General features: G+C 66.4%; 13 protein-coding genes and 1 tRNA gene. 8 read left to right on the top strand and 6 right to left on the bottom strand.

Annotation, left to right across the window (positions count from 1 at the left end; all coding sequences use genetic code 11):
- Positions 1–316 precede the first annotated feature (316 nt).
- From ABZ354_RS23025 to ABZ354_RS23040, 4 genes are all read left to right on the top strand, one after another.
- Positions 317–1,129: an ABC-three component system protein gene (locus tag ABZ354_RS23025; RefSeq protein ID WP_358659586.1), complete on the top strand. Its 813-nt coding sequence runs from the start codon at positions 317–319 to the stop codon at positions 1,127–1,129.
- On the top strand, positions 1,129–1,389 hold the full coding sequence (locus ABZ354_RS23030; protein WP_358659612.1) for an ABC-three component system middle component 6: 261 nt from the start codon (positions 1,129–1,131) through the stop codon (positions 1,387–1,389). The genes ABZ354_RS23025 and ABZ354_RS23030 overlap by 1 nt, the downstream gene beginning before the upstream one ends.
- Positions 1,370–3,073: an ABC-three component system protein gene (locus ABZ354_RS23035; protein WP_358659588.1), complete on the top strand. Its 1,704-nt coding sequence runs from the start codon at positions 1,370–1,372 to the stop codon at positions 3,071–3,073. Before ABZ354_RS23030 ends, ABZ354_RS23035 begins: the two co-directional genes overlap by 20 nt.
- Positions 3,074–3,558: 485 nt before the next feature.
- Entirely contained in the window at positions 3,559–4,374 is an 816-nt protein-coding gene (locus tag ABZ354_RS23040; RefSeq protein ID WP_358659590.1) for an IS5 family transposase, read from the top strand.
- Here the strand turns inward: ABZ354_RS23040 and ABZ354_RS23045 are convergent.
- Positions 4,307–4,822 (bottom strand): hypothetical protein, encoded by a 516-nt coding sequence (locus ABZ354_RS23045; protein ID WP_358659592.1) that lies wholly within the window; start codon positions 4,820–4,822, stop codon positions 4,307–4,309. The two genes, ABZ354_RS23040 and ABZ354_RS23045, sit on opposite strands and share 68 nt — an antisense overlap.
- A 314-nt stretch (positions 4,823–5,136) precedes the next feature.
- Complete coding sequence (locus ABZ354_RS23050; protein WP_358659594.1) at positions 5,137–6,231, bottom strand: DUF1152 domain-containing protein; 1,095 nt, start codon at positions 6,229–6,231, stop codon at positions 5,137–5,139.
- 87 nt (positions 6,232–6,318) lie between these two features.
- Between ABZ354_RS23050 and ABZ354_RS23055 the strand changes: the two genes are divergently transcribed.
- Together ABZ354_RS23055 and ABZ354_RS23060 are read left to right on the top strand one after the other, a co-directional pair.
- Positions 6,319–7,059: a GntR family transcriptional regulator gene (locus tag ABZ354_RS23055; RefSeq protein ID WP_358659596.1), complete on the top strand. Its 741-nt coding sequence runs from the start codon at positions 6,319–6,321 to the stop codon at positions 7,057–7,059.
- Between the two features lie 278 nt (positions 7,060–7,337).
- Positions 7,338–7,793, top strand: a complete 456-nt coding sequence (locus ABZ354_RS23060) for an ATP-binding protein (RefSeq protein ID WP_358659598.1) — start codon at positions 7,338–7,340, stop codon at positions 7,791–7,793.
- A gap of 97 nt (positions 7,794–7,890) precedes the next feature.
- Here ABZ354_RS23060 and ABZ354_RS23065 read toward each other — a convergent pair.
- Positions 7,891–7,964, bottom strand: a tRNA-Gly gene (locus tag ABZ354_RS23065).
- A gap of 658 nt (positions 7,965–8,622) precedes the next feature.
- On the opposite strand from ABZ354_RS23065, the gene dcd reads away from it, so the two are divergent.
- Together dcd and ABZ354_RS23075 are read left to right on the top strand one after the other, a co-directional pair.
- Entirely contained in the window at positions 8,623–9,198 is a 576-nt protein-coding gene (gene dcd / locus ABZ354_RS23070; RefSeq protein ID WP_358659600.1) for a dCTP deaminase, read from the top strand.
- A 38-nt stretch (positions 9,199–9,236) separates the two neighbouring features.
- Positions 9,237–9,746 carry a phosphoribosyltransferase gene (locus ABZ354_RS23075; protein ID WP_358659602.1) on the top strand — a complete coding sequence of 170 codons (510 nt, stop codon included), beginning with the start codon at positions 9,237–9,239 and terminating at the stop codon, positions 9,744–9,746.
- A gap of 199 nt (positions 9,747–9,945) precedes the next feature.
- Here ABZ354_RS23075 and ABZ354_RS23080 read toward each other — a convergent pair whose 3' ends face one another.
- The 3 genes from ABZ354_RS23080 to ABZ354_RS23090 all read right to left on the bottom strand — a co-directional run.
- On the bottom strand, positions 9,946–10,989 hold the full coding sequence (locus ABZ354_RS23080) for a Yip1 family protein (protein WP_358659604.1): 1,044 nt from the start codon (positions 10,987–10,989) through the stop codon (positions 9,946–9,948).
- A 325-nt stretch (positions 10,990–11,314) separates the two neighbouring features.
- Positions 11,315–12,595 (bottom strand): VCBS repeat-containing protein, encoded by a 1,281-nt coding sequence (locus ABZ354_RS23085; RefSeq protein WP_358659614.1) that lies wholly within the window; start codon positions 12,593–12,595, stop codon positions 11,315–11,317.
- Between the two features lie 346 nt (positions 12,596–12,941).
- On the bottom strand, positions 12,942–13,433 hold a 492-nt coding region (locus ABZ354_RS23090), incomplete at its 5' end, for a heterodisulfide reductase-related iron-sulfur binding cluster (RefSeq protein WP_358659606.1).

Below are 13,433 nucleotides of genomic sequence, written 5' to 3' on the forward strand. Positions count from 1 at the left end.
TGTCAGGACAGCCCCGGTGAACTTCATCCTGAGCATGAGCGCTGATCGCTGGAGGCGCGCGGAGAGGCATGGTCACGTCGGGCTGCCCTGGATCGCCAGCGTTCACGGCACACAGCACTTGTACAACCAGCCGTGATAAGCGGTGTGTTCATGAGAGGCCAACGCCGTTACCCTGAGGGGTGGTTGTGTACATCGCCAATGGGGGAGCGACGTGCTAGTTGATCAAGACCGTGCATGGTTCCACAGCCAGTTCCTGGCTTTGTGTGTACGGAAGACAAGTTTCGATTGGCAAGACTTCGTCACTGACCTAATGCACATGAAGCATGGTCCCGACTTCGTCCAGATCGATCCCGCAGGTCGTGGAGATAAGGGTTGCGACGGCTGGGTTGACGGCCTCATGCTTGCCTGTTACGGCGCCACCAGCCCGTCAGAAGCATATGTAACGAGCAAAATAAAAACAGACTTCGAAAACGCGGAGAGACACTGGGGCGCCCGCATGGAGAAGTGGGCTTTCGTCTATAATAATGCCAGGGGTCTGCCCACAATGGCTGCTGCTGGCATTATGGACCTGAGGCAGGCGAAAAAAACCTCGTCCGTCAAAATAGAAAACTGGCCCCCTCAAGTTTTGTGGGATTATTGCGTAGGTGATGACGTTGATCGCAGTAAACTCGCGTGGATCCTCGGCGCTCCCCCATCAGAGCACCCTGCCGGAATGTCATATATAGCGAGATGTGTGGAGTCCCTCGCACGTACACGCTTGGTACCAGATACCGACAGTCCACTCGAAGTTCCGCCAGGGAAGATCGAGCACAATAATTTTGGCGAAGAGGTTGCAGATCTCCTCGTAGCATTCAAGGTGCACACCGGGCACGTTCGGTACTATTTTTCGTTGGCATCTCCCGGTGAACAAGCCCAAGTGTCTGAGAATCTGCGTGCGAGGTATGACGGCCACCGTGCACGTTTGGGTAGCTCGGACGCAGTGTTCCACGCGCTATGTGATGACCTGGTGGCAGAGGCTTTTCCGGGTGCGGACTACCCCGATATGAGCCAGCAGAGGAGTGCTGCGATGATGGTGGTCACGCATTTCTTCGAGAAGTGTGACATTTTCGAGGCTCCGGTGATTGGGTGATGCTTCTCCCTAGTAAATCGATCGCTGCGGACCAAGCACTAATTGCGGTCGGCGCTCAAATCTTGCTGCAGTTGGAAAGGCCGGGCTCAGTTAGCGCGGTGTGGCAGAGACTTGCGGCGTGGCGCGGCTACAAAAAGATGCCCTCCGCGATCCCCTTCTGGTGGTTTGCCCTATCGCTAGATGTTCTCTTTGCCGCAGGGGCGGTTGTGCTTCAGGATGGCGAATTGAGGAAGGTTGATAATGTTTCGCACCCTGAGTAGTGACCTGCCCAACTTCAAAGCGGCACACTTCGAGCGCGGTCTAAATATCGTCGTGGCTGAGCGAACTAAGACAGCGAGGCGGCAGGACAGTCGCAACGCTGTCGGCAAGAGCAGTTTTGTTCAGGTACTCGATTTCCTTCTGGGATCCGATGCTCGCCCGAATCACGTACTACGTAGACCAGAGCTAGCCGATCACTCTTTTAGTCTCGGGCTCGACCTAGACGGCGCTGTTCCGAGCGTCAAACGAAGTGGAGGTGACCCGAGCAATGTTTCAGTAGACGGAACTACCTTGAAGATCGCCATGTGGCGGCGACAGTTGGGGCAGCAATTGTTCGGCCTGACTGGGGCGCCCAACGAACCGTCATATCGATCATTGATTGCCTTCTATCTGCGTAATGTCGAGAATGGGGCCTTCGATAATCCAACGGAGGTCCACCGTAAGCAGGCCGCTGTAGCCTCGCAGGCTCCCCTTGCCTATCTTTTCGGGCTGGACCTTGATCTTCTTGAACGCTCGAAAGAGATTGCGACCGCTGAAAAGAGCCTGAAAGAACTTAAAAAGGCGGCGAACGATCCAGTTTTGGGCATGACTCTGGGTAAAACGCAAGATCTTGATGCCCAGATCAGAACATTGAGGATTCAGGTAGTCCAGCTTGAGCAACAGATCTCCGACTTCCAAGTCGTGGAGCAATACTCTGTTCATCGTGCCAAGGCTGACGAGTTGAGTCGAGAGATCCGAAAGATCAACGACACCCTAGTTATGGAAGAACGCCGTCTGGGGGACATTGAGGCGGCCATTAGCCAGGAAGGTGAATCGCAGCCTGATCATTCCTATGTGCAGCAAGTCTACGACCAACTGCAAATCACTCTCCCTGACACGGTACTGCGGCGGTTTGACGAAGTGGCGGCGTTTCATCGTTCGATTGTCGAGAACAGGAAGCGTTATCTCGAAGCTGAGCGGGCGGCCCTAGTCGAAGCCCTGGACGAAATGAGGCTGAGGCTTCAGCGTGCAGACACTGAGCGAGCAGAGGTGATGCGTGTTCTAGAGGCTGGCGGCGCTTTGGAGACCTATAACGAACTGCAGCAGCAGCTAGCGCAAGTGAAAGGTCGGCTCACGGAGTTGCAGCAACGTCGTGAAACCGTCGATAAGTGGGAGAATGCCAACAGGCACTTGCAATTGCGCTCAGCCGAAATGGAGCTTCGATTCAGCACGGACCTGAGTGATCGTCGTGCACAGATCGACGAAATAGCGCAACTCTATTCGTCCTATGCTTATGACATTTATGGCAGTGGGCGCCCCGCGTCGCTGAGTGTCGAACCTAGTAAAACGGGATATAGCTTTGTACCCACTATCGGTGGTGACAAAAGTCAAGGCGTAAAAAGCATGGCGCTCTTCTGCTTTGATCTAACGATGGCGGTTACTGCCAAAAGGGGTGGTCGGGGTCCGGATTTTCTAGTGCACGATAGCCATCTTTATTCGGATGTTGAGGGCCGTCAAATGGCGAGCGCGCTCACTCTGGCGGCTCGCATTGCTGAACGGGAGGCGATTCAGTATGTTGTAACGATGAATTCTGACGACTTGAAGAAAGCACAAGATGAAGGCTTTAGGGTAGATTTCAACGAATGTGCCCGGTTGTCTGACGCCCCCTATGAAACAGGAGGTTTGTTCGGCATTCGCTTCAACTGAGCTGGCGTAGCGTGGTGAATCTTCGGAATGCTAGTGAGCTCTTGGCGGGAGAGGGCCTAGCGTGAGGTCGGCGGAGCGGCTTTGGGGTGGCGCTGCTTTGGCGCGAGTGATCATGGCCCCGTAAGCTTGCGGCGCGTCGGGCAGTCTGTGGACCTGCCCGGTAAAGCACGACGTTGGGGCCATGATCTTCGAGGCTCGCGCCAAAGTGGCTCCGTAACTGGCTGTTCTCTATCCGCTCGGGTGGTCGGTGGGGTTCGAACAGGGGCCTGGTCTGGGTGAGTCTGCGGGTGCGGATGCATGGAAGAAGGGCCTCTTGGTAGCTCGCGGATGTCGAGTCCAGCGAGGAGCAAGAGGCCCTGTTGTCGAAGTGTCGCGTGGTCACGGTTGCCGGGTCCAGTTGGTCCACTCCTGGGTGTGACTGTCTCGCCCACAGGTTCGGAAACGCAGCCGACCGGCCGGGGCGCCGGCCCCGGTACGGCTCGGACATGAGCGATGACGAGTGGGCCGTGGTGCGGGATCTGCTGCCGGTTCCGGGATGGCTGGCCGGACGGGGCGGACGGCCGGAGGGCTACTGCCACCGGCAGATGATCGACGCGATCCGCTACCTCGTCGACAACGGCATCAAGTGGCGGTCATTGCCCTCGGACTTCCCGCCCTGGCCACGGGTGTACGCCTTCTTCGCCCGCTGGCGGGATGCGGGCCTGGTGGCCGAGCTGCACGACCGGCTGCGCGAGACTGTCCGCGATACCGAAGGCCGTGATCCGGAACCGAGCGCGGCGATCATCGACTCGCAGTCGGTGAAGGCGGACGCCACCGTCACCCACGGCTCGCGGGGCTTCGACGCCGGGAAGAAGATCAACGGACGCAAGCGGCACCTGCTCACCGACACTCTCGGGCTGCTGCTGGACGTGCTGGTCACCCCGGCCTCGACCACCGACCGGGACGCCGCCCGCATCCTCCTGCCGACGGCCAAGGAACGGTTCGGGCGACTGGCACGGGTGTGGGCCGACGGCGGTTACACCGGCCACCTCGTCGACTGGAGTGCCACGCAGCTCGGCGTCGTCCTGGACATCGTCCGCCGCAGCGACGACATGCGCGGCTTTGAGGTGCTGCCCCGCCGCTGGGTCGTGGAACGGTCGTTCGCCTGGTGCCTGCGCAGCCGGCGCCTGGTCCGGGACTACGAACGCCGCACCGACACCAGCGAAGCCGTCGTTCTGTGGTCGATGACCATGCTCATGAGCCGCCGCCTGGCCGCCCGGCACCAGCAACGTCCTGCTCCGAGGGCGGCTGAGGCAGCGTGAACCTGCCCGGCTTCGCCTCGACCAGCCAGCCCCGTTCCACCAGCCGTTTCAGCCGTGCCCTGGCGCCTTCGACGCGGGAGGCGGACGCACTGTCCCAGCCCAGCACCACCGCCGCCCGCCGGGCACCCAGCCCGTCGCCACCCGCATCGACCGCGGCGGCTATCAACGCCTGGTAGTTCGGCGACAACTCCGTCACCTCACTGGCGTGTCGCCGGTGAGGCACCGCCCGGCGCGGTCCGACCCGCTTCTTCCGCGGCACCTCGCCGGCCACGTCGGCGGACGCACCTTCTTCGGCCAGCGCCTCCAGATACTGCTCCAGGCCGATCACCCGACACCGGTGCACCTCCTCGGCGTCCGCCAGAGCCGTCCGTACCCGTTCCAACTCGGCTTCGAGTTCCTTCACCTGCGCGGCTGCTGCCTTCTGCCGCGTCTCCAGAACCGCCCGCATCGACGGCATCCGCCACCCCCACGACCTCTCGCCCGGCAACATGCCAAGACTCCCGCGGCAGCAGCTGCTTCATGTCTGACCAGCAAAGACGTCACACGAGGTTCGGAAAGAGAACGACCTCTAAAGCCGTGGAGTCGACCGCCCCAGCCACGACGTGCCGTTTCTCTGGCGTCAGGGCCCTGATTGCTGTGCGCGCGGCACGGTCGCCGGCCGGGCTGGAGCGGGGCGGAGACAGGAGCGCAGGCCCGGCCGGGGGCCGGGCCGCGCGCGGGGAGCGGAGCGAGCCGCCTTGAACCCGTGAAGAAGGTTGTAACTCAGTCGTTGGAGGGGATCTGCCACAGGGGAGCGGTGTACTGCTCTGGACGGCTGTTGATGAGCAGTTGACGCAGAGCATCTCTGTGAGAGCCACTGAGGTTCAGGGCCTCGGTGAGGTGGCGGAACGTCGTGTGGGTGACTCCGCGGCTTCGGGCTTCACTCTGGAATTGGTCGAGTCGGGACAGTACGTCGTCGGGATCCAGCTTCGTCGGTGGCCCTCCGGCGAGCCATGCTGCCTTGTTGCGTTCGTAGTCGATCTCCGAGAATCCGCAGATCTCGCGGCTGTATGCCTCGGCCTCGTCCAGGCTGGTGGTCGTCATGATGGCGCGGGCCAGGCTGTTGCGGCTCACCGCGTCGTCCAGGTCGACTTCGTGGACCGTGGGTCCCTCGTCGGTGAGGGAGACGGGGAGGCCGGCGTCGCGCACCTCGCAGATGCCACGGGCTCCCCGGGCTGTTGCGGCGAGCATGGCGGTGGCCTCTGAGGGGTGCCATTCCAGGATGCTGCCGATCGCCTTCACGTCTTCGGCTGTGAAGGTGTGGACGAGGGTGCCGAGCAGGGGGCGCAGGTCGTCGGGAGGGAGCTCGCCGTCCAGTCCGGGACCTGCGATCAGGAGGCGGATCGGGGCGTTGATCTGGCAGCAGGCGGCGAGGGTGAGGGCGTCGGCGAGTGGGCTCTTGAGGGTGGGTTCGTCGTTCTGGGCGAGGATGTCGCCGCCCACGTCGAGCAGATCGATCGATGCCGGCGCCAGGTGGGACACCAGTTCTTCGAGTTGGCGGGTGATGCCCTCGGCACCGTGGTGGGGATCGAGCAGAGCCAGGGTGTGCGGGAGCTCTGTCGCGAGGCGGGGGAGTGTAGAGCCCGCCGGGGCGATCGGTTGGGCCTCGGTCGGCACCGACCAGACGGACTGAGTGACGGGTTCGAGTCCCGTGAAACCGTCGGCTCCTCGTGGCCCCGGAAGTGGGTCGATCAGGAGACGGTCCCATGCGTAGGTGAGGATCACCGCCTGGTCCCCGTCGCCGTAGAGGGCGGCGTGAAGCATGGCGGCGGCGACCGCGTCGCCCCCTCCTCCTGCTGCGACGATCAACCGCGTCATGCGCTCAGAGTACGGGTTCGGTGGTTGGCCATTCACCCTATAGTGGCCAAAGGCCATAGCCACTTGGACGAGGAAAGGGGGGGGGAGATGCCGCAGATCGAAGAGGCTCAGCCGAAGTATCTCCAGATTGCTCACTACATCCGTGACCAGATCCTCCGGGGCGACCTTCGGCCGGGGGACGAGGTTCCCTCGGAACGGCAGCTCGCCGCGGACTGGAAGGTGTCCCGGCCCACGGCCGCGCGGTCGCTGGAGGCGTTGAGCCATCAGGGCCTGGTCGAGAAGCGCCAGGGTTCGGGCACGTACGTGCGCAGCCTCGAAGTGAACCGGCGTGCACGGGAGTTGTACGGGCGTGCCCGGCAGACCGGGAAGATCTACACGCCCGGAGAGTACGCGGTGATCACCTCGGCCGGTTGGCTGGAGGCTCCGGACTACGTCGCCGAGGCCCTGGGCCTGGTGAAGGACCGCCGAGCCGTGCACCGCCGGCGCGTGACCAACAACCAGGACGGTCCGATCACGCTCTCCACTTCGTGGTTCGCTGCGGACGTCGGCCGGCGGGCGCCCAAGCTCACGGACCCCGAGCGGATCCAGGAAGGGACGCTCATGTACGTCGAGCGGATGACGGGGCGCCAAGGCAGCTATGCCGAGGACCGCATGTGCGCTCGGGCCGCCACGGATGAGGAAGCAGCCGACCTGCGGTTGGAGCCGGGATCCGCAGTCCTCATCGTCCATCACGTCGTCTTCGACCTTCAGGACCGGCCTCTGGAGTTCGCCGAAGCCACCTATCCGCCGCACCGCTGGGCGTTCGAGCAGGGCTACCCCCTGACCTGACGGGTCCCCAGTTGCGGCGAATGGCTTGCGTCTTCGGAGTGGCTATTGCCACTATCCAGAAAGTGGCTAAGGCCACTTGGAGGAGAAAGGGGCACGACGTGACGAGTCGGCGGCCGGTGCAGGACGCGCGGTTAGCTTGCCGGGGGTGTCGGGGGCGCGGATGGAAGCGCGTCGGCTTCCGAACGGCGCTGGCGCTCTCCACGGCCAATGACCGCAGCCGTGCCACGTCGAAGCGGCGCTGCCTCGACTGCGACGGCAGCGGCAAGGAGTGAGCACGCATGGCCTACACGATCGACCGTTACCCCTGCGAGGACTCGCCGCGGCTCGGAGCGATGACCTTGCATCCGGAGCCCGAGTCCGTACCCCGCGCTCGGCGCTGGTTCCGGAAGTTCATCGCTCCTTACAACCCGGCCTGCTCGATCGACGACTGCACGCTGATGATCTCGGAGCTGGTGACCAACGCCATCTGTTACGGGAGGTCGGACGACCCGTGGCTGGTGCGGGTCGAGTGGTACCGCGAGGAAACCTCGCTCCGCGTCGACGTGCACAACCCGGGCTTCCCGGCGAACGTACGGCTGCGGCACCCGGAGGCGAACGATGCCCACGGGCGGGGGCTGCTCCTGGTCGACTCCATCGCCGACTCCTGGCACTCCGGGCCCAGCTGCTTCGGCGGGACGGTCGTCTCCTTTGTGCTCGCTGATGCCTGGCGCAAAGAAGAGCCGCCGGAGAGCTAATGGTGCGGTTGTGGTGTGGCACCCGCGCACCGGTTGGCACCCGCCCGCCGGTCTGGACGACAAAGAACCCCCGGGTCGATGACCTGGGGGTTTCGCGTGGAGCGGGTGACGAGAATCGAACTCGCGCTCTCAGCTTGGGAAGCTGATGTTCTACCATTAAACTACACCCGCGTAAGACTCCGGATGAACCGGTGTCCGGACGCCTGGTCACTTTACCTCATGTCGGGTCCGCTGTGCTGAAGCCGGTGGGCCCGTGTGGCGTTCCAGGGGTGGGACACGGCTGCGCGGTGCGGGAGTTGGGGCGTACCGTGGGGCCGCGTGGGAGTGGTTCGGGCGAGCCGGAGTGCCGCCTGGAGAGTCGTCTCTTTGATCCCGTACTGTGGCTTTTGTCGTCAGGTCAGTAGGCCAGACGCGGCTCTTGGGGAAGGGACTTAAGGGACTTGATGGAGCGCACCGTCGTCCGTTGTGCCGAGGGGCACGTGTTCACCACCGCTTCGTTCCCGATGCAGCAGGCCGAGCGGCTCGGCCCCGGCCGGCTGATGCGGTGTCCGCGGTGTTCGCGGCTCCGCAGCGTCGTGCCGGTCAGCCTCGCCAAGCGATAGCCGGTAGCAGTAGCAGTAGCAGTAGCAGTAGCAGTAGCAGTAGCCGGTAGCAGTAGAAATAGATAGAGAAATAGAAGTGGCCAGGCGGCAGCCGTGCCGGGGGTGGTTGCGGTGGCGGTTGCGGTAGGGCGATACGTGGACGCGCGTCGTGGAGGCGTGTAGACGTGACCGGCGCGTGGAGTCGTCCCGATTGGGGCTGCTCCGCGCGCCTTGCGTATCCTCGGGGCGTGCTTCTCTCAGACAAGGACATCCGGGCCGAGATCGACGCCGGACGGGTGCGTATCGATCCCTACGACGACTCCATGGTGCAGCCGTCCAGCATCGACGTGCGCCTCGACCGCTACTTCCGGGTGTTCGAGAACCACCGGTATCCGCACATCGACCCCTCCGTCGAGCAGTCGGATCTGACGCGGCTGGTGGAGCCCGAGGGGGACGAACCCTTCATCCTGCATCCCGGGGAGTTCGTGCTGGCCAGCACGTACGAGGTGATCTCCCTGCCCGACGATCTCGCCTCGCGGCTCGAGGGGAAGAGTTCCCTCGGGCGGCTCGGGCTCGTCACGCACTCCACCGCCGGGTTCATCGACCCCGGGTTCTCCGGGCACGTGACCCTGGAGCTGTCGAACCTCGCCACGCTCCCCATCAAACTGTGGCCCGGTATGAAGATCGGCCAGCTGTGCATGTTCCGGCTCAGCTCGCCGGCCGAGCATCCGTACGGCAGTGAGCGGTACGGGTCCCGCTACCAGGGGCAGCGAGGGCCGACCGCCTCCCGCTCCTACCTCAGCTTCCACCGCACCCAGGTGTGAGCCCCGAGCCCCCACAGACCGCAGGAGCCATACGCAGCATGAGCGCCGCACGGGAGAACCTGACCTACGAGCAGTTCGGCACGGCGGTGCGCGAGCTCGCGCAGACCATCGCCGACGACGGGTACGAGCCGGACATCGTCCTGTCCATCGCCCGCGGCGGTGTCTTCGTGGCCGGCGGTCTCGCCTACGCGCTCGACTGCAAGAACCTCCACCTGGTCAACGTCGAGTTCTACACCGGCGTCGGCGAGACGCTGGAGATGCCCGTCATGCTCGCGCCCGTCCCGAACGCCATCGACTTCACCGACAAGAAGGTGCTGATCGCGGACGACGTCGCCGACACCGGCAAGACGCTCAAGCTCGTCCACGACTTCTGCGTCGACCATGTCGCCGAGGTCCGCTCCGCCGTCGTCTACGAGAAGCCGCAGTCCCTGGTGAAGTGCGAGTACGTCTGGAAGCGCACCGACGCATGGATCAACTTTCCGTGGAGTGTCCTGCCTCCCGTACACAAGGCGGGGGACGCCGCCGGGCCGCATACGGAAGCGGTCTGATCTGTGACGTCGTCGCGAGGGCGGCCCCGTGGTCCTCGCCCGGTTGCAGAGCTGCACGTTCGTCGCTGTTGCATACGGCCGAAGGCCCACCCGCTCTCCTCCGAGCCCCTCGGCGTCGGGCACCCGGAGCCAACAGCGGAAGGCTCCCCGTTCGCGGGAACGGGGAGCCTTCGGCCGTACGCCTGACGTCACGGCGGTGCTAGAACGTGCCCAGCTTCACGATCGACAGCAGCGCGATCAGCTGGATCGCGCTCGCGCCCAGGGCCTTCGGCCAGGGGAGGTCGTGGGAGCGGGAGACCATGAGGGTGAGGAGGGCGCCGCCCGCGACCCATGTGGCCCAGCCGAGGGTCTGGACCAGGGGCTGGTCGCCGCCGGCGAACATGGCCACGACCAGGCGCGGGGCGTCCGTGAGGGACATGATCAGCATGGAGAGGCCGACCGTGGGCTGCCAGGCGCCGTCGCCGCCGAGCTGACGGGCCAGGGTGTGGGTGACCACGCCCAGGACGAACGCGCTCAGCACCATCGCGACGGCCGTCGTCAGCACGATCGGGATCGCGTTCGACAGGGTGGCGTTTATCGCGTCCTCGCGGGCGCCGTCGAAGCCGAACACCGCGAGCAGGCCGTAGAGGAAGGACACGACGAGGGCCGGGCCCCACATCGAGTAGTCGCGCATCCGCAGGAACGTCTGCTGGGGCGAGAGCACGATGCCCTTCAGCAGGCTCTTCCAGTGCAGGCGCGGGCCGATCGGGCCGGGCGGCGGCGGTGCGGCGGCGCCGGCGCGGTACGTGTCGCCCTGGTGGTAGGGGTCGTCGCCGAGGGAGAACGCCTGGGTGTGACCGGGATTGTTCGCGGCGTACGGGTCGTGCGCCCCGCCCTGCGGGTAGCCGCCGTCGCCGCCGTCGCCGAAGTACTCCGGTTCGCCGTGCCCACCGGGCCTGCCGTGCCCGGGGCCGTGCCCCGGGTGTCCGCCGCCCTGGGGTGGCCAGGGGGCGCCCCCGCCTCCGTACTGCTGCTGACCCGGGTACGGCGGCTGCTGCGCCGGCGGGTAGCCGTACGACGGCCCCGGCGGCGTCTGCTGCCCGTACGACGAGTTCTGCGGGTTCTGCGGTCGCGTGTGAGGAGCGCCGTTGTCCCGGCCGCGTCCGATCCTGAATCCAGCCACGCCTTCGAACGTACCTGCTCCCGCAGAGTGACGTGCGAGGGCCGGGCATCCGGGCCGGGCTTTGCGGCCGAGCTGTGACATCCCCTAGGGGGACCCGGAGGGGAAAGCCCGAGGAACGCCCGGGGGGACGGCCGGACCCTGCCGGTGGTCGCGCACCCAGGTCACGCTGTCGGCCCGGTCGTCCGCCGCCCGTGCATCGCCGAAGCGGGGGTTGCCCGTCGGGCCGCCCCCTGTCGCCGCGCCGAAGGATCTCCAGCCCGGGGGCGGGATGCGGACGTGGTGGACTTCACTGTGCGGACGGTGCTGTCGTCGGTGTTCTCGCCGTAGGCGCCCGCCACCGGTTCGGCGCGGCCGTGGTGGTCGACGTCCGTGCGGCGGCCGGCCCGGCCCGTGCGCCGGGCCGGGCTCAGTCCGTCAGGAAGGCCCTGGTGGAGAACTGCACCGAGGGCTCCGCCGCCACCAGGCCCTTCTCCGACCCCGGGTACACGGCCACCGTGTCCTGCGTCTCGCTCCGGTACGACCGCACCGCCAGGTCCGCCCGGCCGTCGCCGTCGAAGTCGCCGACCGCCAGGACCCGTGTGGTGCCCGGGGCCGGCGGCCCGACCGTCACCGGGGTGGCCGCCGGGCCCGCCGCGCGGCCCGGGAAGATCCGCAGCCGGGTACCGCTGGACACCAGCTCGTCGCGGCCGTCCCCGTCGAAGTCCCCGGCGTCGAGGGCCGATCCGGGCGTGGCGAGGGCGCCGCGGGTCGGGGCCGGCAGGTCGTAGCGCATGGCCGTGCCGCCCATCGTGCCCACGGCCGCGTCCAGCGCCTCGCCCCCGCCGAAGTCGCCCAGCGCCACGTCGAGACCGGCCGGCAGGGTCACGCCGGTGCGGGCCGGGCCGTCCGGGCCGCCGAGGACGACCGCGGACGCGGCGTCGCCACCGCCGCCTCCTCCGCCCTCGCGCACCACCAGGTCGTCGTAGCCGTCACGGTTCACGTCGGCCGCCGGGCCCGTCGGCAGTTGTCCCGGCGCCGGCAGCGGGGCGCCGGCCGCGCTCGGGGCGCCCGCGCGGCTGAACGGGCCGCGCAGATATGTGAGCCGGCCGCCGGAGGCGTGGACGACGAGATCCCCGGCCTCGTCACCGTCGAAGTCGCCGCACACCGGCCGGTCCGGCCAGTCGTTGCCGGCCCGCGCCCGCTCGGGGACGGCCACCTTGACCGCCTTGCCGGACAGACCGGCCGGGGACCCGAAGAGGATCTGGAGCGGCACGGGCGGCCTGCCCCGGCCGTCGTAGGGCGGGTCGGTCGACACGACGAGGTCGGTGAAGCCGTCGCCGTCGAGGTCGCAGCTCGCCTCGGCGTCGAAAACCGCAGGCAACTCACCCCGCGTACGGGCCGCGTGCCGCGCGGGGCCGAGCAACTGGCGTGCGCCCGGGACGAGTCCGCGTGCGCTGCCGTAGACGATGCCGATGCCCGCGTCGTCGGTGTGGCTCTGCGTCTTGGCGAGGTCGTTCAGTACGAGGTCGCGGTGGCCGTCGCCGTTGAAGTCGTCGGTGACGGCGCTGCCCTCGCCGTGCGGGACGGGGAGCCGGGCGGGTGCCTTCGCCGCGTGCGCGGATGCCGGTTCGGCGCCGGACGTGTCCCGCGCGTCCGGTCCGCAGGCGGCGAGCAGGAGGAGAGTGCCGGGGGCGGACGCCGTCCGCATGCCACTGCCGCGCACTCCCACCGCCCACCTCACCGGTCTTGGAACGTCACTCTGCGAACGCCCGTCCCTGGACGCCTGTCCCTGGGTGCTGGTCCCTGAACGTCCGTCCCTGGACGTCCGTCCCTGGACGTCGGTCACCGCGCCGCCTGTCTCCGCGCCGTCTGCCGCTGCGCGCCCGTCTCCGCGCGTCGGGCCCTGAACGCCCGTCTCCGCACGTCGGTTTCGGCACGCCCGTCTGCGGACGTCGGCCTCGCCATGATGCACGCGTTCCGCGGACGGCGACACCCCCGGGCCCTGAGTCCCGGGGGTGTCGCCGGGGCGTGTCGGACCGGAGTGGTGACCGCCGTTACTCGACCGGCTCGGGCTCCGGTGTGTTCTCGCTCTCCGTCCGGCCGGTGGGGTCGGGGGGTGTTTTGACGGAGTCGAGGAGGAGTTGTGCGACGTCGACGACCTGGAGGGTTTGTTTGGCCGGGGTGTCTGTGGTGGGGCCGTCGGCGGCCGCGGCTTTTTTGGCGTTGACGGAGTCGGTGAGCATGACGAGGCAGAAGGGGCAGGCGGTGGAGACGATGTCGGGGTTGAGGGAGAGTGCTTCGTCGACGCGTTCGTCGTTGATGCGTTTGCCGATGCGTTCTTCCATCCACATGCGGGCGCCGCCGGCGCCGCAGCAGAAGCCGCGTTCCTTGTGCCGGTGCATTTCCTCGCTGCGCAGGCCCGGGACGCTGCCGATGATCTCGCGCGGGGGTGTGTAGATCTTGTTGTGGCGGCCCAGGTAGCAGGGGTCGTGGTAGGTGATGAGGCCCTCGACGGGGGTGACGGGCACGAGCCTGCCCTCGTCGAT

The organism is Streptomyces sp. NPDC005925 (genome assembly GCF_040638805.1).
GTDB lineage: Bacteria > Actinomycetota > Actinomycetes > Streptomycetales > Streptomycetaceae > Streptomyces.